At 61.7% G+C, this 21,761-nt stretch carries 21 protein-coding genes; 13 read left to right on the top strand and 8 right to left on the bottom strand.

Annotated features, from left to right (window positions below; genetic code table 11):
- Positions 1-16 precede the first annotated feature (16 nt).
- From CAL20_RS03490 to CAL20_RS03470, 5 genes are all read left to right on the top strand, one after another.
- Positions 17-940, top strand: a complete 924-nt coding sequence (locus tag CAL20_RS03490; RefSeq protein WP_373558270.1) for a helical backbone metal receptor — start codon at positions 17-19, stop codon at positions 938-940.
- 99 nt (positions 941-1,039) lie between these two features.
- The gene (locus CAL20_RS03485) at positions 1,040-1,849 is read left to right on the top strand and encodes a thiazole synthase (protein ID WP_094819695.1); all 810 of its coding nucleotides are present in this window, start codon (positions 1,040-1,042) and stop codon (positions 1,847-1,849) included.
- Positions 1,846-2,682: a bifunctional hydroxymethylpyrimidine kinase/phosphomethylpyrimidine kinase gene (thiD, locus tag CAL20_RS03480; protein ID WP_094819694.1), complete on the top strand. Its 837-nt coding sequence runs from the start codon at positions 1,846-1,848 to the stop codon at positions 2,680-2,682. The genes CAL20_RS03485 and thiD overlap by 4 nt, the downstream gene beginning before the upstream one ends.
- Positions 2,683-2,871: 189 nt before the next feature.
- Positions 2,872-3,552: a protein-L-isoaspartate O-methyltransferase family protein gene (locus CAL20_RS03475; RefSeq protein ID WP_094819693.1), complete on the top strand. Its 681-nt coding sequence runs from the start codon at positions 2,872-2,874 to the stop codon at positions 3,550-3,552.
- 9 nt (positions 3,553-3,561) lie between these two features.
- Positions 3,562-4,896, top strand: coding sequence for a TolC family outer membrane protein (locus tag CAL20_RS03470; RefSeq protein ID WP_094819692.1), 1,335 nt, complete (start codon positions 3,562-3,564; stop codon positions 4,894-4,896).
- Positions 4,897-5,062: 166 nt separating this feature from the next.
- Here CAL20_RS03470 and CAL20_RS03465 read toward each other — a convergent pair whose 3' ends face one another.
- Together CAL20_RS03465 and CAL20_RS03460 are read right to left on the bottom strand one after the other, a co-directional pair.
- Positions 5,063-6,457: a PQQ-dependent sugar dehydrogenase gene (locus tag CAL20_RS03465; protein WP_094819691.1), complete on the bottom strand. Its 1,395-nt coding sequence runs from the start codon at positions 6,455-6,457 to the stop codon at positions 5,063-5,065.
- Positions 6,454-6,903, bottom strand: coding sequence for a DUF2231 domain-containing protein (locus CAL20_RS03460; RefSeq protein ID WP_094819690.1), 450 nt, complete (start codon positions 6,901-6,903; stop codon positions 6,454-6,456). Before CAL20_RS03460 ends, CAL20_RS03465 begins: the two co-directional genes overlap by 4 nt.
- A 342-nt stretch (positions 6,904-7,245) precedes the next feature.
- On the opposite strand from CAL20_RS03460, the gene CAL20_RS03455 reads away from it, so the two are divergent.
- On the top strand, positions 7,246-7,665 hold the full coding sequence (locus tag CAL20_RS03455) for a CBS domain-containing protein (protein WP_094819689.1): 420 nt from the start codon (positions 7,246-7,248) through the stop codon (positions 7,663-7,665).
- A gap of 485 nt (positions 7,666-8,150) precedes the next feature.
- Here CAL20_RS03455 and rfaE2 read toward each other — a convergent pair whose 3' ends face one another.
- From rfaE2 to ubiE, 6 genes are all read right to left on the bottom strand, one after another.
- On the bottom strand, positions 8,151-8,639 hold the full coding sequence (rfaE2, locus tag CAL20_RS03450) for a D-glycero-beta-D-manno-heptose 1-phosphate adenylyltransferase (RefSeq protein ID WP_094819688.1): 489 nt from the start codon (positions 8,637-8,639) through the stop codon (positions 8,151-8,153).
- 36 nt (positions 8,640-8,675) lie between these two features.
- Entirely contained in the window at positions 8,676-9,563 is an 888-nt protein-coding gene (locus CAL20_RS03445) for a ferritin-like domain-containing protein (RefSeq protein ID WP_094819687.1), read from the bottom strand.
- A gap of 167 nt (positions 9,564-9,730) precedes the next feature.
- On the bottom strand, positions 9,731-11,284 hold the full coding sequence (gene ubiB / locus CAL20_RS03440; RefSeq protein WP_094837187.1) for a ubiquinone biosynthesis regulatory protein kinase UbiB: 1,554 nt from the start codon (positions 11,282-11,284) through the stop codon (positions 9,731-9,733).
- 3 nt (positions 11,285-11,287) lie between these two features.
- Positions 11,288-11,926: a ubiquinone biosynthesis accessory factor UbiJ gene (locus CAL20_RS03435; protein ID WP_094819893.1), complete on the bottom strand. Its 639-nt coding sequence runs from the start codon at positions 11,924-11,926 to the stop codon at positions 11,288-11,290.
- 250 nt (positions 11,927-12,176) lie between these two features.
- A complete protein-coding gene (locus tag CAL20_RS03430; RefSeq protein WP_094819685.1) occupies positions 12,177-13,178 on the bottom strand; it encodes a Tim44 domain-containing protein in 1,002 nt (333 codons plus the stop codon).
- 256 nt (positions 13,179-13,434) lie between these two features.
- Complete coding sequence (gene ubiE, locus CAL20_RS03425) at positions 13,435-14,199, bottom strand: bifunctional demethylmenaquinone methyltransferase/2-methoxy-6-polyprenyl-1,4-benzoquinol methylase UbiE (RefSeq protein WP_094819684.1); 765 nt, start codon at positions 14,197-14,199, stop codon at positions 13,435-13,437.
- Between the two features lie 157 nt (positions 14,200-14,356).
- On the opposite strand from ubiE, the gene phoB reads away from it, so the two are divergent.
- The 7 genes from phoB to CAL20_RS03390 all read left to right on the top strand — a co-directional run bounded on the left by phoB (position 14,357) and on the right by CAL20_RS03390 (position 21,089).
- On the top strand, positions 14,357-15,055 hold the full coding sequence (gene phoB, locus CAL20_RS03420; protein ID WP_094819892.1) for a phosphate regulon transcriptional regulator PhoB: 699 nt from the start codon (positions 14,357-14,359) through the stop codon (positions 15,053-15,055).
- 12 nt (positions 15,056-15,067) lie between these two features.
- The gene (gene phoR, locus CAL20_RS03415) at positions 15,068-16,366 is read left to right on the top strand and encodes a phosphate regulon sensor histidine kinase PhoR (RefSeq protein WP_094837186.1); all 1,299 of its coding nucleotides are present in this window, start codon (positions 15,068-15,070) and stop codon (positions 16,364-16,366) included.
- A 138-nt stretch (positions 16,367-16,504) separates the two neighbouring features.
- Complete coding sequence (gene serA / locus CAL20_RS03410; RefSeq protein WP_094837185.1) at positions 16,505-17,704, top strand: phosphoglycerate dehydrogenase; 1,200 nt, start codon at positions 16,505-16,507, stop codon at positions 17,702-17,704.
- A gap of 374 nt (positions 17,705-18,078) precedes the next feature.
- A complete protein-coding gene (locus tag CAL20_RS03405; protein WP_373558269.1) occupies positions 18,079-18,456 on the top strand; it encodes a VOC family protein in 378 nt (125 codons plus the stop codon).
- A gap of 24 nt (positions 18,457-18,480) precedes the next feature.
- Complete coding sequence (gene pxpB, locus CAL20_RS03400) at positions 18,481-19,206, top strand: 5-oxoprolinase subunit PxpB (protein ID WP_254923886.1); 726 nt, start codon at positions 18,481-18,483, stop codon at positions 19,204-19,206.
- Complete coding sequence (locus CAL20_RS03395; RefSeq protein WP_094837184.1) at positions 19,203-20,204, top strand: biotin-dependent carboxyltransferase family protein; 1,002 nt, start codon at positions 19,203-19,205, stop codon at positions 20,202-20,204. The genes pxpB and CAL20_RS03395 overlap by 4 nt, the downstream gene beginning before the upstream one ends.
- A 114-nt stretch (positions 20,205-20,318) precedes the next feature.
- Positions 20,319-21,089 carry a LamB/YcsF family protein gene (locus CAL20_RS03390; protein ID WP_094819678.1) on the top strand — a complete coding sequence of 257 codons (771 nt, stop codon included), beginning with the start codon at positions 20,319-20,321 and terminating at the stop codon, positions 21,087-21,089.
- The last annotated feature ends 672 nt before the right edge of the window (positions 21,090-21,761 follow it).

Raw genomic sequence — 21,761 nt, 5'->3', positions numbered from 1 at the left:
AACGACCGCAAAAACAATCTCGGCTGCGACTGTCCCGTCAACCGCTGTGGCAGCAACGGCATCGGAGCGACCACAAATAGCGACGGCCCCCGCACCCGTTGCAACGACGGCGCATCGCGCAGTGATCACACTGCGCGATGATCACGGCCATACCATCACGCTGCCCGCCCCCGCGCGGCGTGCCATCACGGCCGCGCCACATGCCACAGAATTGGTTTACGCGGCTGGCGCAGGCATCTATCTCGCCGGCACTGCCCAGGGCAGTAACTACCCCCCCGCGGCCCTCACGCTGCCTTCCATCGGCACCACACTGCGACCGAACCTGGAAATCGCAGCAGCGCTGCAACCCGACCTGCTGATCGCCTGGCAGCCAGCGGTCCCTGATCCATTGGGGGATCTCATGCAACGCCAGAAAGTGCCGGTGTTCTACAGCGACCCGCGCACCTTGGCCGAGATTCCCGACGCGGTGGAAACCATGGGCCGCTTGTTCGGCACCGAGACGCAGGCCAATCCTGCAGCCGAGGCTTTACGCGCCCGGCTCGCCTCGCTGTCCGCACGCTACACGCATCTCGCACCCGTGCGCGTTTTCATTCAAGCCGGCCTGCAGCCGATTTACACCCTGAACGGCCGCAGTATCGTCAGCGATGCCATACGTCTGTGCGGCGGCGTCAATGTGTTTGCGCAGACAAACGCGCTGGCGCCGCAGGTGTCGCTCGAAAGCGTGCTTGCCGCGCGGCCGGACGCGGTGATAGCCGGGGCGATCAGCGCCGACGATGGCCGTAGCAACCTGCAAACCTGGCGACAATATGGCCTGCCCGCCGCACAGCAAGGCTTCGTATTCAGCCTCGATGCCGATGCGCTCTATCGTCCCGGACCACGTTTGATCGGCATGGCGGAGCAAATATGCCAGGACCTGGATCGGGTCCGCCATTCTCGCTAGCCGCAGAACCGCCTCGGCTCTCCAGGTGGATTATCATGGAGACCTAGATGCCGGTCGCCTCACGCCCGGCCACCGGACTCTTTTTCAGCACGCTGCACAATGACGACTCCAGACACTTTGACCATCGCCGGGCGCGAATACCAGTCGCGCCTGTTGGTAGGCACCGGCAAATACAAAGATTTCGAACAAACCCGCGCCGCGCTGGATGCCAGCGGCACGCAAATCGTGACCGTGGCCATCCGCCGCACGAATATCGGTCAAAATCCAGGCGAACCCAGCCTGCTGGACTATGTCCCGCCCTCGCAGTTCACTCTGTTGCCCAATACCGCGGGCTGCTACACCGCTGACGACGCGGTGCGTACCCTGCGGCTGGCGCGCGAGCTGCTCGACGGCCATGACCTCGTCAAACTCGAGGTCCTGGGCGATCCGCACACGCTGTTCCCCAACATGCCTGCCACCCTCGAGGCCGCAAAGACCCTGGTCAACGATGGCTTCAAAGTCATGGTCTATTGCACCGACGACCCCATCCAGTGCCGCATGCTGGAAGACATCGGCGTGGTCGCGGTCATGCCGCTGGCCTCGTTGATCGGCTCGGGCATGGGCATTCTGAATCCCTGGAACCTGCGCCTGATCATTGATCAGGCCCGTGTCCCGGTGCTGGTAGACGCAGGGGTGGGCACCGCGTCTGACGCCGCCATCGCTCTGGAACTCGGCTGCGACGGCGTCCTGATGAATACCGCGATCGCGGGCGCCAAAGACCCCGTTCTGATGGCTCGCGCCATGAAGAACGCCGTCCAGGCCGGCCGCGATGCCTTCCTGGCCGGCCGCATGCCACGCAAGTTGTACAGTGGCGCGCCCAGCTCGCCCACCGAAGGCCTGATCACCGCCGCCCCGGCCAATACGCGATGAGCACTTCGCAAGGCAGCGGCCGGCCGATTCCCAACGCGCTCAGCATCGCCGGCGTAGACCCCTCCGGCGGCGCCGGCGTGCTGGCCGACGTCAAAGCCATGAGCGCACTGGGTGCCTATGGATGCGCGGTCATTGCCGCGCTCACCGCACAGAACACCCAAGGCGTCACCGGCATCGCCCCCGTGCCGCCCGAGTTCGTCGGCCTACAGATCGACACGCTATTTGCCGATGTCCGCATCGACGCGGTCAAGATCGGCATGCTGGGTCAACGGCCGGTAACGCTCGTCGTCGCGGAAAAATTGGCCAAATGGCTGCCCGCTCATGTCGTCCTGGATCCGGTCATGGTCGCCAAGAGCGGCGACCACCTGCTCGAGCGCGATGCCGTCGGCGCCCTGCGCGAGGCCCTGTTGCCGCACGCCACCATGTTGACGCCCAATCTGCCCGAGGCGGGCGTACTGCTGGACGAACGCCCCGTCGAAACCGTCAAGGAAATGCGTCGCGTCGCCGAGCGGCTGCGCAACATCATGGCGTATTCCGGGCAGCGATGGGTGCTGCTAAAAGGCGGCCACCTGCCGGGCAACGACACCATCGACCTGCTGCACGACGGCGACCGGATGATCGAACTGCCCGGCCATCGCATCGAAACACGCAACACCCACGGCACAGGCTGCACGCTGTCGGCAGCCCTGGCCGCGCTGCTGCCGCAGATCGATGATGTTCCCGAGGCCGCCCGCCGCGCCAAGGCCTACCTGGCCGAGGCTTTGCGCCATGCTGACCGCCTGAAGGTCGGCTCCGGACATGGCCCCACACACCATTTTCACGCTTGGTGGTAATCGTGCCGGTAACGGCGCCTAGGCCTGGCCGCAGCTACAGGCTCCCCTCGCCGCCCTGACCAGCCGCATGAGCCCCGCTGGAAACAGTCCCGATGAAGGCGCCCGCCCCACTCCGGGGGGCCGTCACCCACATTCCCACCGAATCAGTACAATGTCCGGTTGGTTCTTCTTGATTTTCTCTTCGCTGTCATGAACGCTTCGACCCTGCCTGATGTAGAACAAGCCCGCTTCAACATGGTGGAGCAGCAAATCCGCCCCTGGGACGTACTCGATCCCAAGGTCCTGGACGCTCTGTTTGTTGTCCGCCGCGAGCAATTCGTGCCGCCGGCGTTGCGAGCCCTGGCGTTTTCCGACCTGGAACTGCCGCTGGAAATCAATGCGACCAACACCCGCCAGAACATGCTGGCCCCCAAGGTCGAGGCCCGTCTGACCCAGGAGTTGCAACTGACCGCGACCGACTGCGTGCTGGAAATCGGCACGGGATCGGGCTACCAGGCAGCCTTGCTGGCACATCTGGCCCAACAGGTCACCTCGGTCGAAATCGACAATCGCCTGGTGGCATTCGCGCAGAACAACCTGCAGGCGAACAACGTCACCAACGTCAAGGTCGAAACCGGTGACGGACGCAATGGCTGGGGTACCACCGAATATGATGCCATTCTGGTCACGGGTTCAGTGCCCGCCGTGCCGGATGCACTGAAATATCAGTTGCGCGTAGGTGGCCGCCTGGTGATCATCGTGGGGCAGGCCCCCATCATGACCGCCTGTCGCATCACGCGCACTACGGCAGCCAGCTTCGAAACCGTCAATTTGTTCGAGACCGTCGTCAAGCCGCTGCGCGGGACCACCGTTTCGCATTTCAAGTTCTGATACGGCCCCATGCGCGCCAGATCGCTTGCGGCTACGCTGGGTCTGGCGCTCAGTACCAGCTGGTGCTTCCCGGCTAGCGCTGCGCAGGACCTGCTGCAGACATGGCAGGCGGCACTGGCCAACGATCCCGTATACGCAGCGGCCCGTGCCCAGTACCGTGCGTCGATCGAACAATTGCCTCAGGCGCGCGCTGGGCTGCTGCCGGCCATCAATGCCGAAATCGGCCTGACCTACCAAGACACCCGCGCCACGCGCAATCTGTCCCGGCGTGTTCAGGACAACACGCGGGCGCCGTGGGAACTGGTCCTGACGCAGCCGCTTTACGACTGGTCAAGCTGGCAGCGCTACGAACAGGCCAAACTCGGCGTCGCCGACGCGGAGCTCGCCCTGCAACAGGCCTATCAAGACCTGCTGCTGCGCGTATCGGACACCTATTTCGGCATCCTCACTGCTCAGGACGCCCTGACAGCCACCGAGGGAGAAAAGGCCTCGGTAGCCGCCCAACTCGAGTCCGCCAAGCGAAATTTCGAGCTGGGCAATGCCACGATCACCGACACCTACGAGGCGCAGGCCCGCTACGACCTGGTTGTCGCCCAGGAATTGCAGCAACAGCACGACCTGACAGTATTACGCGGGCAGCTGACCCAAATCATTGGCCAGCCCCCTGAAGCGCTGGCCGAGTTGCCGTCCACAGTCCCGCTGCCAGCGCCTCAGCCAGCGAGACAGGACGATTGGTCTACCCAGGCCGAATCCGCCAGCCTGGAAGTCGCACGCGCCCAATTGCAGACCCAGATTGCTCAACGCGATATCCAAATAGCACGCGGCGGACATTACCCCACCCTGAGCCTGCAGGCCAGCAGCGGCAGCGCCAGCACCTCGAATCGCAGCGCCGCCGGCAGCCGGGCGGCCGACAGCGCTGTCGGCCTGGTATTGTCTGTGCCCATCTACGCGGGCGGCGGCATATCCTCTCAGGTCACAGAAAAAGTCCAGCTCGAACAAAAAGCGCGCAACGACTACCAGGCAGCCCGCCGTCAGGCTGCACAATCTGCCCGTCAGTACTACACAGGCGTCATGACCGGCCTGGCCCGTATCCGTGCCCTGGAGGCCGGGGAAAAATCCAGCCGGGCCTCTGTAGAAGCCAACAAAACCGGTTATGAGATCGGCGTGCGCATCAACCTGGACGTCCTGAACGCCCAGCAACAGCTCTACGCCACCCAGCGCGACCTCGCGCAGGCACGCTACGCCACGCTATTGGACGGCCTGCGCCTCAAGGCGGCCGGCGGCATCCTGTCCGAAGTCGACCTTGAGACCATCAACCGTCTGCTACGCTTGCCGCCGCAATAAGCGGACTTGCGTACGGGCTGGGGGCTGCGACGCTTCAGAAAGCCGCGCTGGGTCCGACGGTCTGCCGGCGATCGGTGGACTACATGGCTACATCGGTGACACGGCTGGGTCCCTAAGCCGCTGAGTCGCGTAGGACGCCGAGTCGCTCAAGAGACCGTCGGAGCGGCTAGGTCGGCGGCGTTGACGTCGGTGTCTGTGTGGGTGTCTGTGTCGGTGTTGGGGGCGATGTCGGTGTCTGCACCGACGCCGGCCCGTCAGTCTGCGTCCGCGGCCCGGCGGGCTGTGTCGGCGTGATGCGCCAGATCGTGTTTGACAGATCGTCAGCGACAATAAGCGCGCCGCGCGGGTCTACCGTCACCCCTACCGGACGGCCGCGAGTCGTGCCGTCACTGTCCCGGAATCCAGCCACAAAATCTACCGGCGGCCCAGATGGACGCCCCGCACTGAAGGGCACAAAGACCACCTTGTAGCCAGAGGGTTCGCTGCGATTCCAACTGCCGTGTTCGCCGACGAAGACGCCTTCGGCAAACCGGTCGCCCATCGCGGCAGTCGAGAAATCCACCCCTAGCGCCGCCACGTGCGCGCCCAAGCTGTAATCGGGTTTGATCGCAGCCTTGACCTTTTCCGGATCCTGCGGCCGCACACGCTCATCTACGTGTTGCCCCCAATAACTGTACGGCCAGCCATAGAAGGCGTTTTCCTGCACCGCCGTCAGATAGTCGGGAACCAAATCCGAGCCGAGCTCGTCGCGCTCATTGACGACCGCCCATAACTGACCCGTATCAGGCTGGATGGTCAGCGCAGTGGGATTGCGCAGGCCCGTGGCGTAAGTCTTGTACTCGCCGGTGCGGGCATTCACCCTCCAGACACGCGCACGGTCAGCTTCCGCCGTCATGCCGCGTTCGGTGATATTGCTATTGGACCCGATGCCTACATACAGATACTGCCCGTCCGCGCTAGCAGTCAGAGCCTTGGTCCAGTGATGGTTGATTTCCGATGGCAGCAGCGTAACCGTCTCAGGCGGGCCGCTGGCCTTCATCTGCCCTGGCTGATAGTCGAAACGCACCAGGGCGTCCTGGTTAGCAACGTAAAGATTGTTATCTACCAACGCAAGCCCGTAAGGCGCATTCAGATTCTCCGCGAAAGTCGACGCCTCATAGGTACCGTCTCCCTCGGGATCGCGCAGCAACGTCAGGCGGTTGCCCCCCTTGACCGGGCTCGTGCCCCTCGCCTTGATGATGCCGGCGATCACGTCTTTGGGCTTGAGCTTCGCGGCATTACCGCCCCGCCCCTCGGCCACCAGGATGTCGCCGTTGGGCAATACCAGCGTCTGCCGCGGGATCTTCAGATCTGTCGCGATGGCGGCAATCGTATAGCCTTCTGGCACTGTTGGAACCTTGTCTCCCCATGGCGCAGGCTCTGCGATCACCATATCAGGCAGCAGCCCTTGCTGGGGCTTGGGCAGCTCAGGCTCTGGCCCGACCAAAGATCCGGATTGGGCGCTGCACACGCCCACAGCGGCGAGCAACGGCACCGCGGCGATCACGCTCAGCGTTTTCATACGGCACCTCTGCTGATATGCGGAGTGCGAAAAATATGCGGAGTGCGAAAACCCAGCCACGTAGCTATGCCGGCAAGCACCACTGTGATCACCGACAAGACCAGGCCGGCAGGCATGCTCGCCCACGCGTCGCGCGCATGAATCAACGCATTGAAAAAACCCACGACCCACGCCGCTATCCACACCAGCGAATAGGGGATCACTCCGCGCTCACGCTGCTGCGCCCGAAAAAGATCAACGATGGCAAAGACCAGCGCGATGCCACCAAAAATCAGCGCGCCAACCAGGAGCCACGAGGCAAAGTTATTCCACTGGATATCAAACGACATCGCATAGGCGACATCGCTGAGAGCCGCGCCGATAAATAAAGAGAACGCTCCCCCAACAAATACTGCATGCAAGGGGTGCACTGTCAAGGCATAGCGAGGTTCGACAATTTGGGGCACTGGTAGCCTCCTTGATAGATCGCCGGACTACAACGCCAATAAAAAGCAGCAAGTAAAGTGCCTGACCCAAATTGCCTGCACCGCCGCAATACTCCCCTTGCTGCCCCCCCCGCGACGCCTTGCCTGATTGCAGGCAATTTGTGCCTGCGCAATCGGAAAATTTCTTCTTCTTGGATCCTCCTGGTTAACGAAAACTTTCAACGCATCGAAAGCGGCGACCACGCGCCGAGTCCGTGAAAAGGGCCGCGGCCCAAGTGGCAATGCATGGATGCACCGCGCAATGCGCAGGATCGCCGCTTGCGGCCGTTCCAGACAGGCCTCAACCGTGAATAAGGAGCAATCATGCAACAGCTCAAAGACGTAATGACCGAACGCGTCAAAATCCTGAACCCTGAGACGACCATCAAAGATGCTGCAAGCCAAATGCGCGACGGCGACTTTGGCCTCATGCCCGTAGGAGAAAACGATCGCCTGATCGGAACGCTGTCAGACCGTGACATCGTGCTGCGCGCAGTCGCAGAAGGCCGCGACTCTGGCACCAGAGTCCGAGACATCATGTCCGAAAAAGTACTGTGGGCGTACGACAACGACTCGGTAGAAAAAGCCTGCCAAATCATGAGCGAGAACCAGATCCGCCGCTTACCCATCATCAACACCGACAAGCGCCTGGTAGGCATCGTAGCGCTGGGCGACCTGGCCATCGGCGCAAGCAGCCCCAAACCCGCCGGCCAAGCCCTATCCGGCATCTCTCAACGAGGATAAAACACCCCCACCCTGCGAACCAGCCGAACGCGCCTCAACGCCCCGGCTCGACCCAACGCGCGTCAACGCCGCAAGAGTCGGCCGCGGCTGCGGCTGTCGGCTGTCCTCCTGATGCGTTCATAACCGCCGCGAGCCGGGGTTCGTCGTGTAAAGGGTGCGCTGGCCCGTAGAGCCTGCCGAACCTGTCTTGCCAGGCGGGGGGAAGTCGGCTGGGCATGTTTGAGTGGAGCGTAGCGGAGCGAGTTTGCCCAGCCGCCCCGCCTGGCAAGACAGGTGGAGGGCAGTCTGGCCGCGCAGGCGGCCAGACCAGGCGATAGGGCCAGCGCGCCCTTTACACGACGAGCCCCGGCGCCTAAAGAACTCATAAGCCCAAACAGCGAACTCCTCAGCCGCCACCGGAACTCGTAAGCCGTCTCAAGCGGACTCCTCAGCCGCCACCGGAACTCATAAGCCTGCTCAAGCGGACTCTCCAGCCGCGACCGACGTCAATCGCCCCGAATCTTCCGCACCAACGACGTCGTAGACCGCTCAAACTCAAACGGAATCGCCAACGCCTTCCCGCCCCAGGTCTTCACGAGCGCCGTCTCAGGCAGCGTCTCCATATCGTAATCGCCGCCCTTGACGATCAAATCCGGCCGCAACTCGCCAATGATCTCCACCGGCGTATCCTCGTGGAAAGTCGTAACGATACTCACGCATTCCAACGCGGCCAGCAACGCAGCGCGATCCTCTTGGCGATTGAGCGGACGATCATCCCCCTTGCCCAAGCGCCGCACCGAATCATCGGTATTGATCGCCACCACCAGCGTCGCCCCTAATTGAGCGGCCTGATCCAGATAGGTAGCATGGCCTCGATGCAGAATATCGAAGACGCCATTGGTAAAGACCAGCGGCCGGGGCAATTTCCCCAACGCAATCGCCGCGGCGCAAGCGTCGCGGGACAGGATTTTGGATTCAAAACGAGCGGCAGACATACCCGGATTGTACGCCGCCGCCGTCCTGGATGCGTATCACGCGCCAACAGGCACGATCAATCCGGACTTCTCGTTGCTTGCCGAGATCAAGCTGGAGACTTCCTTGCGATAGCGGCTCAAGTCCTTCACCGTATCGAAAGTCCGACCCATCAGCTTGGACAGGATATGCAGAATGCGCGTAGCGACCTTTTGTTCCCACACATCGTCAAAACGAATCTGCGTATCCAACCAGTTTTCCAGCCAACCCGGCTCGGGCAGGCGCGACTGCACCGTGTCATTCGGGAACAGATTTTTGTTCACGTGCAAATTGGTCGGATGCATCGCCTGCGAGGTACGGCTGGCCGAGGCCATCAACACGCCAATCTTCGAAAACGACAAGCGTGCCTGGGCGCTGGTCTGCTCGCCACGATCATGCAGCGCGCGCCGCATGTATTGCAAATACGCCCCCGCATGCCGAGCCTCGTCGCGCGAAATCGTGCGATAGATCTCGCGGATCACCGGTTCCGTATGCCAGTCCGCAGCGCGGCGATACCAGTGGTTCAAACGGATCTCACCGCAAAAATGCAGCATCAGCGTGTCGAGCTCAGGCGCCGGATCAAATTCGAAACGGATCTTGTGCAGTTCTTCCTCAGTCGGAACCAGCTCGGGGCAAAAACGCCGCAAGTATTCCATCAACACCAGGGAATGCTTCTGTTCCTCGAAAAACCACACCGACATGAACGCGCAAAAATCACTATCGCCGCGGTTATCGCGCAGGAACATTTCCGTCGCCGGCAGCGCTGCCCATTCGGTGATGGCGTTCATCTTGATGGTGTACGCCTGTTCGTCCGACAGTTTACTGCGATCAAATTCGTGCCAAGGAATATCGCTCGCCATGTTCCAGCGCACGGCTTCCATGGTCTTGAAGAGTTCAGGATAAAGCATGGTGTGGCCCTTAGTTTTTCCCGCGTGGGGCGCTATCATTTTCGGAATGCCGTGTCATCACGGCCCGGACGCTACGCGCATGTCACGCAAGCGTGTTTATCGCTGTTGCGTGCGAATCTGTCATGACAGATTTACGACAAAATCATGACAGACGCACAGTCAGCGTATCAGCGAGTCAGTGCCCACAAGGCCACCCCCACTGCGACCGCCAACACCGCCGTCAAGGCGACTAATAGGCGGTTTCCCTGTTCTTGCGCGTGGCGCAGACGGGTCATTTCATTGAGCAACTGCGGCGCCGTATCGGGACGGCTGAGCTGCTCGTACATCAAGCGCGGCAAGGCCGGCAGTGTCTGCGACCATTGCGCGGCTTCTTTGGCCAACGACTGGCGAAAGCCTTCAAATCCCATACGACGCCGCATCCAGTTTTCCAGATAAGGCTTGGCCGTTTTCCAGAGATCCAGATTCGGATCGAGTTGGCGGCCGAGCCCTTCGACGTTGAGCAGCGTTTTTTGCAGCAGTACCAATTGCGGCTGAATCTCGACGTTGAAGCGCCGCGACGTCTGGAACAGGCGCAGCAGCACTTGCCCTAACGAAATCTCGGACAACGGCCGATCGAAATACGGTTCGCAGACGGCCCGTACAGCGCCCTCGAGCTCTTCTTCGCGGGTATCGGCCGGCACCCAGCCAGACTCGATATGCAACTGCGCCACACGGCGGTAGTCCCGATGGAAGAAAGCCAGGAAATTCTGCGCGAGATAGTTCTTGTCGAACTCCGACAACGAACCGACGATGCCAAAATCCAGCGCGATATAACGCCCGAGCGTCTCGGGCCGGTCAGAAACGTAAATGTTGCCCGGATGCATGTCCGCATGGAAAAACCCGTCGGAAAACACCTGGGTAAAGAAGATATCGACGCCACTGCGCGCCAACGTGGGAATATCAATACCTGCAGCGCGCAAGCGATCGATCTGTCCCACGGGAATGCCGTACATCCTTTGCATGGTGAACACCGTCGCCGCGGTGTATTCCCAGATGACTTCCGGCACGATCAGCAAATCGCCGCGCCCCGATGCCGCGTCAAAATTCCGGCGCAGCTGACTGCAGTTCGAGGCCTCGCGCACCAGGTCCAACTCGTCATGCAGATAATTGTCGAACTCGGCAACGACCTCACGAGGCTTCAGGCGCCGCCCGTCTGCACCGGCGCGCTCGACGATGCGCGCCACAATATGCAGCAACGACAAATCACGCTCGATTGCTTGGCGCATGCCCGGGCGCAAGACCTTTACCGCGACCTCGCGGCCATCGTGAAGCACAGCAAAATGCACCTGAGCGATGGACGCCGAGGCCACAGGGTCCACCTCGAACTGTGCAAACAGCTTGGACGGCGGCGCCCCCAGTGCGGCCTCAATACATGCCGCCGCCTCGGCAGAGGGAAAGGGTGCCACGCGATCCTGCAACAGCGCCAGTTCGTCGGCAATATCCGCCGGAATCAGATCGCGCCGGGTGGAAAGCACCTGGCCGAATTTGACGAAAATGGGACCTAGCGACTCCAGCGCACGCCGTAGCCTCAGCCCTCGAGGCGCTTTTGGCCGCCGTCCGAGACGCAGCAACCATCGCAGCCCCTTTGCCAAGGGATGATTGAGGCTGGACAAGGCCAGATCGTCCAGGCCGTAACGGTAGGCGACACACAGAATGCGAAGGACGCGGAAAAAGCTGAGCATGAATCAAGCGCCTCGCTTCGCAGCCAGACGAGCCAGGCGCGCATCCAATGCCGCTGCCGCTCTGGCAGCGGCATCACGTCGTTGATTCAGGTCGGCGAGATCCAGCCTCCACTGCTCCAGCAGCGATGTCCCGACGAGAACGCCGCGCTCTTCGGCCAAATATTCCGATACGTTGCGGCTCAGACTGGCCACCGCGGCCTTGGCCCCCTCGCCCGCCGCGCGAGCGCCGGCCATCAGACGCGTGGCGGGAATATCACCCACCAGCCGCGACAAATCGTCCTCGGGGTCCCAACGCAGGTTTTCCGCCAGCTCAGCCACCACGCGAGCCAGCGCAGCATCGCCCTCGATGTGCGTCGCCTCGGCGACATCGGGCCTATCCTGTCCAGGCAGCATCCCTAGTGGATTGAGTTTGCCGGGATTGACAGTCAGGGTGACGTCGGGCACCACCGCGGTGTCGGCCAGATCGGCATAGCCTTCGCTATTGATTGCCAAGCCAGTCACAAAGCCGCCCAGCGCAAAACGCACGGTTTTGCCCGCGTGGCGCGACAGGCGCTCGCGCGCCCAGTCTTCACGCGACAACAAGCCGTTGAGCGCGCGAACGGCTAACCGCGACGGAGTGGGCAAAAAGGAAAAAGGCAACATCGATGCAAAGCGAGCCTGCACTGGCAGACCCCGCCAAAAAAACGGAGATACCCGGAGTTTACCGGGTCAGGGCGTGCCGTCCCTGAAAACGGGCTGCAACCCGTGGAAATCGGCCCCCACGCCGCGCCTGCGGCTTGCTGCCCTCTTGAGGCGGCTTGGACAAAAAAGTAGGGCACCGCACGAACGGCGCCCTTCTGCAGTGGCTGGAGACCAGGCCGGATCAAGAGAAATGTTCCGGCCCAGGCTCCAATCAGCTGGCGTATTCCACAGGAATCTGTTGAATACCGGCCAACAGCCAGCCGCCTTGCTGGGGCTTGAACAGGTTCCAGACTTCTTCGAAGCGGAAGGCCTCGGTACCCGGGGCTTCGCGCAGCATGCCGGAGAAGCGTACGCTGGCCAAGTGACCGTCAGACACCGTCTCGATGCCCAGCAGCTCGGCGTTCAGCAGGACGACTTCGGTCTGGCTGGGCGCCGCACCGCGCTCGGTCAGCTGTTGCTTGAGTTCGGCGATCAAATCGTCGGTCAAGTATTCGCGCAGGCGATCGGTATTGCCGCTATCCCAGATGGCCTGGATTTCCACAAACTGCTTCTTGGCATTGGCCAGGAAAGCCGTGCTGTCGAAATCGCCGGGGACGTACCAGTTGTCGCTGGCACCGGCCGCAGGCAACTCGGCTGCTGCAGGCGCTGCAGCGGCAGCGGCTGGCGCAGCGGCCGAGGGCGCCAGCGATTCGCGCCACAGAGGCTGCTGGCCTTGGCGGTCATCGCCCTGACGTGCCGCGTTGCTGGCGCCATAAGCGCCCTGCATCGCCGGACGACGTGCACCCGCGCCGCGCAGACGGCGCACGATGAAGATCACGGCGAACACGACCAGCGCGATCAGCAACATGCTGGACAGGAACTCGGCAAATGCGCCGGACAGACCCAGATGTGACAGCAAGGCCGCGATACCCAGACCAGCGGCGATACCGGCGATAGGACCTAACCAGCGTGACATACCGCTTTTCGCGGCGGTGCCTGCGGCTGCCGCGCCCGTCGCAGCGGTGGCCGGTGCTGCCGTACGGTTGGTGGTGGTTGCGGTCGCCGGCGGCGTCGTGGCCTGCCGCTGCTGGGTAACATTGGTCGATTGACGGCCCACGCTGCTGCCCCCGCCCATGCGACGGGCTTCGGCGTCGAACGACGTCGCCAGCATCGCCGTGCCGGCGACAGCAATCAGGGCTGCGGCGAAAAACCGGGAAATTCCGGATCGGGACATATTGTGTGACTCCTGACACGTGACCGGGGCCTGAATGACCCCTGCCCGCCAGCCCCCCGCTAGGTGGCTGGCTTTTTGTTGAACACTTTCTGACAGAAAGCTGAATGCCTTAAGAATAACGGACAAGCTGACGGACGACAAGTTCCCGCCAGGTCCCGTCTTTCTTTTGAATAACCCTATCCCGGCAACACCGTATGGCGAGGCGACCGTCGTAATAGATAGGTAACGCCGTCAGGGACGCTGTATCCGCCAGCCCTCAACCCAGACGCACGCCTTCGTGCAGAGCCGTCACACCCGCGGTCAGGTTGAAATACTGCACGCGTTCCAGACCTGCGGTACGCATCATGTCGGCCAGGGTATCCTGGTCTGGATGCATGCGAATGGATTCTGCCAAATAGCGGTAACTGGCTTCGTCCCCCGCGACCTTTTTGCCCAGCCAGGGCAGCACGTTGAACGAATACCAGTCATATACCGGCGCCAGAGGCCGCGCCACGCGCGAGAACTCCAGCACCAGCAGTTTTCCGCCGGGCTTGAGCACGCGCGTCATTTCCGCCAGCGCGCGGTCTTTGTGGGTCATATTACGCAGCCCGAATGCCACGCTGACCCGGTCAAAATATCCAGATGGAAAGGGCAATTTCTCGGCGTCACAGACTGCAGTGGGCAACAATAGCCCGGCATCAGTCATGCGATCCCGCCCCACACGCAGCATGGAATCGTTAATATCAGTCAGCCAGACCTCGCCTGTCGGGCCCGCGCGGCGGGCAAAGGCCTTCGCCAGATCGCCCGTCCCGCCAGCAATGTCCAGCACTTTCATGCCTGGACGGATGGCGGCGCGCCCGATGGTGAAGGCCTTCCAGATGCGGTGCAGGCCGCCTGACATCAAATCGTTCATGACGTCGTAGCGCGACGCCACCGAATGGAAGACCTCGGCGACCTTGCGCGCCTTTTCGTTTTCAGGGACGGATTGAAAACCGAAATGCGTGCTGGCCGAATCAGAAGAAGAATCAGGGTTTTGTTGCATAGTAAGAGCCCGGTATATGACGCAATGGTAGCCGATCGAGGCCCAAGACAGCAGAAAGCCGGCAGCAAAACACCAAATCGTCACATACCTGAAATATTCCGGCCATACTATCGCAATGTTCGCGCCTGCCGGCGCTCATCGTCTGCCTCTATTGCCAATGTCCAGCACCATTCTTGTCGTCGAAGACGAACCCGCCATCCAAGAACTCATTGCCGTCAACCTGTCGTTTGCCGGCCATAAAGTCTTGCGCGCTTTCGACGCTGAACAGGCCCAGACCCTGATCCGCGCCGAACTGCCCGACCTCATTTTGCTGGACTGGATGCTGCCCGGCACTTCTGGCCTGGCCCTGGCCCGCAAGCTGCGCGACAGCGAGCGCACCCGAGCCGTTCCCGTCATCATGTTGACAGCCAAGGGATCCGAGCAGGACAAGGTCGACGGCCTGGAAGCCGGCGCCGATGATTACATCACCAAGCCGTTCTCGCCCAAGGAGCTGATGGCACGCATCAAGGCGGTCTTGCGCCGCCGCGCGCCGCAACTGACGGACGACATCATCGACGTCAGCGGGCTGAAACTCGATCCCGTGACTCACCGCCTGTCGGGCAACGAGCAATCGTTGTCGATCGGGCCGACCGAATTCCGCCTGCTGCATTTCTTCATGACGCACCCGGAACGCGTATTCTCCCGCTCGCAACTGCTGGATCAAGTGTGGGGCGACCACGTGTTCGTCGAAGAGCGCACCGTCGACGTGCACATCCGCCGTCTACGCAAGGCGCTAGAGCCCTCCGGGCATGATTCGCATGTCGAAACAGTCCGTGGCAGCGGATATCGCTTTACGGCCCAGGTCCCGGCACGTTAAAAAACAGCCACGATGATCTGGCTGCGCACTTTTTTCCTGGTCACCCTCTGGGCGATCATTTCACTGTTCCTGCAATGGCTGATCGGCGACCCGGCGGGTTGGGTGGTATTTTGCGCAGCACTGTTATTCATGCTGTTCTGGCGCAGCTGGCGGCTGCGTTCGGTGTCGCATTGGGCCCACCATCCCGAAACCTCGCCCCCTGCGTCGGTCGGACCGTGGGACGACATACTGGCGCCGCTGTATCGCTATACCCGCGCTCGCGCACGGGATTTGGCCGAGGCCCGTGCTGCCATGCAAAGCATGCTGTCCGCGGCCCAGGCCTTGCCCGACGGCGTCGTGACATTGAACGAAGACTTTCAGATTGAATGGTGCAATCGCGTCGCACGCCACCATTTGACGCTGAATCTGCCGGCCGATCGCGGCCAGAATCTGCTGAATCTGCTGCGCGCTCCGGAGTTTGTCGCCTACGCCCACCGCAGCGACTGGCCCGAGCCCATCCTGGTCCGCCTGGTTCACGGAGGGCAAGAGCGCGTCATGATGATGCACTTGGCTGCCTACGCCAGCAATCGCCGCCTGTTGATCACGCGCGACGTCACGCAGATCGAAAAACTGGAAACGACGCGGCGCGATTTCGTCGCCAACGTATCGCACGAACTGCGCACGCCGCTGACGGTATTGGCCGGATTTCTGGAAACGCTGCGCGATATGCCCGCCGAGGCGTTGGATGAAGAGCAGCGCGCCCAGTACCTGTCCATGATGCACGAGCAGGCCTTGCGCATGCAGGCCATCGTAGAAGACCTGCTGACCCTGTCCACGCTGGAATCGTCGCCCGGATCCGACCCGCGAGCCGTCAATGTGCCCGCCCTGTTGCAGACCACCCGCCAGCAGATCGAAGCCCTCTCCGCTGGCCGGCATGTCTTTCACTGGGATATCGACGAGTCCCTTGACGTCCTGGGCGCAGAGACCGAACTGGCCTCGGCCATGTCAAATCTGCTGACCAATGCCGTGCGCTATACGCCTGACGGGGGCACCATCACAGTACGCTGGCAGGGCGCGCCCGATGGCGGAGCGCGCTACAGTGTCCAAGACACGGGGATCGGCATCGCAGCGCTGCATATCCCGCGTCTCACCGAGCGTTTTTACCGCGTTGACCGGGGCCGTTCGCGCGCTGCAGGCGGCACGGGTCTGGGGTTGGCCATCACCAAACACATCGCCATCCGCCACGATGCAGAGCTGACCATCACCAGCGAGCCGGGTAAAGGCAGCACGTTCGCGTTGCATTTTCCAGCGGAAAGGGTCGCGGCTGCCTGACCGGCGCTATCGCCATACAGACCGAATGGACTCTCGGGTCCCGGGCGGAAAACTGCGTCACAATGAACGGAAAGAGTTTCATTTACTCCTTCCGTTCGGGCCTGCCTTTTTTTCACCGCCTTTCCCCCTGCCGCATCCATGACCAAGATCGTCCTGTTCGAGAACATCCATCCCAGTGCCCGCGAAGTCTTCGCCGCAGCGGGCTACACCGACATCGTCACGCATGCGACGGCCCTGCCGCCGTCTGAACTGCGCGAAGCCCTGCGCGGCGCGCACGTGGCGGGGATCCGTTCTCGCACCCAAATGGACGCAGAGGCCTTTGCCGCCGCTCCCGATCTGCGGCTGGTGGGATGTTTTTGTATCGGCACCAATCAGGTGGACCTGAATCACGCGATGCAACGCGGCATCCCGGTATTCAACGCGCCATTTTCCAACACCCGTTCGGTCGCAGAGCTGGTGCTCGGCGAGGCGATTCTGCTGCTGCGGCGTATCCCGGAGAAGAATGCCCGTGTGCATCAGGGGCACTGGGATAAATCCGCCACGGGCGCGTTCGAGATCCGAGGCAAGACACTGGGCATCATCGGCTATGGCAATATCGGCTCGCAGATCAGCACACTGGCGGAAAGTCTCGGCATGCGAGTCGTGTTCCATGATGTCGAGGGCAAACTGCCGCTAGGCAATGCCCGCGCAGCGACCACGCTGACGGAATTGCTGGAGCAGGCCGATGTGGTGACGCTGCATGTGCCGGGTGGCAAAAGCACCGAAAACCTGATCAATGCAGACACGCTGGCGCAGATGAAACGCGGTGCGATCTTGATCAACGCCTCCCGCGGCACCGTCGTGGATATCGATGCGCTGCATGCAGCGCTGAAAGCCGGCCATGTGGCGGGCGCTGCACTAGACGTCTTTCCCACCGAGCCCAAAGGCCCGAACGAGCCGCTGGCCAGCCCGCTCATCGGCATGCCCAATGTATTGTTGACGCCGCACATTGGCGGCAGCACGCAGGAATCCCAAGAGAACATCGGCCGCGAGGTCGCGGAAAAACTGGTGAGATTCCTGCAGGCAGGCACAACCAAGGGGGCGGTCAATTTCCCCGAACTGCCCTACCAAGAGCCCGCAGGCGAGGCGCGTATTTTGCACGTGCACCGCAACGCGCCGGGGGCATTGGGTACGTTGGACAATCTGCTGGCCGAACAGGGCCTGAACATCGTCAGCCAGAGCCTGCAGACACGCGGCCAGGTAGGCTATGTGATTACAGACGTCGACGGCGAAGTCAGCGACGCCGTGCTGGCGACGCTGCGCAACCACCCCATTACGGTGCGCTGCGATCTGGTCTGACAGACTGTTATTGACAGGACAGGGGCGGCGTCGGAGTGGGCGCCGCTCGCTATTGCGCCATACCGTCCGATTCGGGGACCTCGTCCCGGCCGTGAGCACGACAAACTTTCAACGCCCCGATGACATAGCTCCCCGAAATACGCATCGATGAAATAATCGATTTTTTTGATGCTCACACCCAAAAAATATCGTTTTTCTATCAAAAAACAGTGGCTACACTATCCGCCATGCGGTTGCCATCCGTACGCTGAGTTTCTCGGTGACGGGATCGCGACACAGGCCCACTTATTTTGATTTATCCTTATCGATTCGGAGTTTGTATGAGTACCCCTGCCGTCCTGCCCCCTTTTCACCTCGCATTTCCTGTCCGCGACATCGCCGAGGCCCGCGCATTTTATGGCGAGTTGCTAGGCTGTCCGGAGGGGCGCAGCGCGCCTGAGTGGGTGGATTTCAATTTCTATGGCCACCAGATCGTTGCACACTTGTCGCCCGACGAGTGCGGTCACAAATCGACCAGCGCTGTCGACGACCACGATGTGCCGGTTCGCCACTTTGGCGCGGTCCTGCCCATGGAAGACTGGGAAGCCCTGGCCAAAAAACTGACCGATGCCGGCACGAAATTCGTGATCGAGCCCTACGTCCGTTTCAAAGGCGAAGTCGGCGAACAGGCTACGATGTTCTTCCTGGATCCGTCGGGCAATGCTCTGGAATTCAAGTCGTTCAAAAACCTGGACTCTTTGTTCGCAAAATAATCCCGTCTGGAGGCGGTTGCCCTGGTGAACGAATCTCCCCTCACATCCAGTTCAGCCGCCTGGCGCATTCAGCCCCAAGGCGATCGTTGCCTGATGATTTACTTTGGCGACCAGATCGACATGTCGATCGGCCGCCTGTGCCTGGCCGCGGCGAATCTGCTGCGGCAAGCCGAGCTGCCCGGTGTGACGGACGTGGTGCCGTCATTCATTGCACTGGCCGTTCATTACCAGCCTAATGGCCGGCACGGACCGCGTTACGCTGAGCTCGCGGCACAAATCGAACGGATCCTGTCGCAAGGCATCACCCCCGATACGCAAACGGGGGGAGATGTCGAGATCCCGGTCTGTTATGGCGGGGAATATGGCCCCGATCTGGACGAGGTGGCTCGGCATGCCGGCATCTCGACCGACGAGGTCATCGCGTTGCACACACAACCGGGCAATCTGGTGTTCATGCTGGGATTCGCCCCAGGTCTGCCGTACATCGGCGTACACGACGAGCGCTTGAACATCCCTCGCCGCGCGTCACCGCGCACAGCGGTACCTCCCGGCTCCGTCGCCGTCGCCAATCGTCAAAGCGTGCTGTATCCCAGCCGCTTGCCAGGCGGATGGAACATCATCGGTGCGACCCCGCTATCGCTATTCGATCCGGCGCGTACGCCCTCGACCCTGATGCAGCCCGGTGATCGAGTACGCTTTGTGCCGATCGACGCGGCCGAGTTTGACCGTCTGCGCGAGACAAAGCGATGAGTATCACCGTCCTCAAACCGGGTCTATTGTCGACATTCCAGGACCTTGGCCGCACCGGCAGCCAGCACGTGGGAGTCCCCGTCTGTGGCGCGATGGATCTGAAAGCCCATCGGCTGGCGAACTTGCTGGCGGGCAACGATGCAGATCACGCCTCTTTGGAAATCACCCTGACGGGTCCGACGCTGCGATTCGAGGCGCCCGCCTGTTTTGCCATGACCGGCGCCAACTTGCAGCCCACGCTCAACGGCAATCCGGTTGCAGGCTATCGCCCTCTGATCGCGCGTGCGGGTGATGTATTGGCGTTTGGCGCTGCGCCTCCAGATACGGGCGTACGAGCCTATCTCGCTGTTCATGGAGGCTATGCGCTAACGCCTGTCCTGGGCAGCACGAGCACTTATGTACGTGGCGGCTTTGGCGGCCATGCGGGGCGCGCCTTGGCCAAAGGCGATGTCATCGGGCTGCACGCATCACTGCCCACTGCGCCAGAGTCGCTATCCGAATTGGCTCAGGCACTATGGCAAATCCGCGTTTATGTGCCGTCTGCGTTGTCAGGACGGACACGGGACTACTTGCGCTTGCTCCCGGGTGTGCACTGGGACGAATTCACCCCCGAGTCGCAACACGATCTCTTGCATGCCGAATTCCGCATCAGCACACAATCGGATCGCATGGGCTATCGGCTGGAAGGCCCACCGCTGGCCATGACCACGCCGCGCCAGATTCTGTCCGAAGCGACCGGTTACGGCACCATTCAGGTTCCATCCGGTGGCGAAGCCATTGTCCTCATGGCCGATCGCCAGAGTACCGGTGGCTATCCCAAAATCGCGCAGGTCATCTCAGTCGATTTGCCCGACCTCGCACAACGCAGGCCCGGGCAAAGCGTGCGCTTTGCATCGATCGAGCTCGACGAAGCGCAACGGCTCGACGGCGAGCGCGAAGAAGCCTTCACGCAGCTGCAGGAAGCGCTCGCGCCGTTACGGGCATTGCTGCGCACCTGACGTCTACGGGTTAGGATTATGTTGATCCTCGGCTAGACGTCGAACACAGAATCCGACGCCCACCCTGCACCGTCACGGCCACTCACAATCATTCGTTCTATCAGGAACTTCATCATGACCGCCACGACCAATCTCGTCATCGATCTGAACTGCGACATGGGCGAAAGCTATGGCGCCTGGCACATGGGCAACGACGATGCGGTGCTGCAGTTTGTCAGCTCAGCGAACGTCGCCTGTGGATTTCATGGTGGCGATCCCTCTACCATGCGCAAGACGGTCGCCGCTGCGCTGAAGCACAACGTATCAATCGGCGCCCACCCGAGCCTGCCCGATCTGGTGGGCTTCGGCCGCCGCCCGATGCAGGTCACGCCGCAAGAAGCCTACGATATGGTGGTCTACCAGGTCGGCGCCCTGGCCGCCGTCGCTGCCACGCAGGGCACGCGTCTGCATCATGTCAAAGCTCACGGCGCGCTCTACAACATGGCCGTCAAAGACCGCCCTCTAGCGCAAGCCATCGCTCGGGCGGTTCACGATGTCGATGCAAGCCTTGTCCTGTATGGTTTACCGGGCAGCTATCTCATCGAGGCTGCCAATGAACTCGGTTTGCGGGCTGCCAATGAGGTGTTTGCCGATCGCACTTACCAGGATGATGGATCCCTGACGCCTCGCACACAGGCGGGCGCGATGATCGAGGATCTCGATACTGCCGTCGCCCAGGTGCTGCGCATGGTCCAGGATCGAGTTGTCCGCTCGGTCAATGGACGTGATGTTCCGGTTCAAGCAGACACGCTTTGCATTCATGGGGATCAGCCTAATGCGGTGGTGTTTGCTGAAGGGCTTAGAGAGGCGTTGCTGAAGGCGGGAGTTGAGATTCGGAAGGTTTGAGTGCTATTGGACGTCGATGCGGGGCAGTGGCTGCGTGGGGGCTTCACGTTGGCGGTCCGGCGCGCGGGCGCCGGACACCGCGTTCGCTCACCTCGTCCGGCCCGTTCGGGCCTACCTACGGTGTCCGCTCCGCTCGCCAACGAGGCGCCCCCACGCAGCCACTGCCCCGCATCGACTCGCAGTAACTCAAGCTCATCACATCGCTGGCACGGCTTTTTTGCTTGGCATTTTTCTGTGTCAGCCTGGGTGAAGAGAAAGATCTTGCAGGGCTGCGATGACCGGGTGCCCTGCACACCCGGTCATCGCGTTCGGGATCTGCATGCAGACGCTGTGGCACCGTTGCCGGACAAAAGATCTCTCGAGTCACATTGACGTAATGCCACGCATGGCACTCGTTATAGCGCGGTCATGGTGAGCGCAAATCAGGTCTGCGAATGAACTCTGATCCAGAGCACGGGCATGCTACGGATACGCCGGCAGAAAACCTGCGCTATGCATCATCGCCGCAAGCCTCACTCGCGGCCAAGCAGATCTTCCAACTAGGCACCACGCCACCCCTCCCGCATGCCCGGACCGATCGCTTGAGGTGGCCGCGCAGGGCGGCCGCCGAAAGCAGCACCGCAAGATCTTTCTCTCTACCAATGCGGCTGCGAAAAAACGCCAAGCAAGAAA

Origin of the sequence: Bordetella genomosp. 4 (genome assembly GCF_002261185.1) — a bacterium.
Classification (GTDB): domain Bacteria; phylum Pseudomonadota; class Gammaproteobacteria; order Burkholderiales; family Burkholderiaceae_B; genus Bordetella_A.
This window is presented reverse-complemented; position numbering and strand designations above follow the sequence as displayed.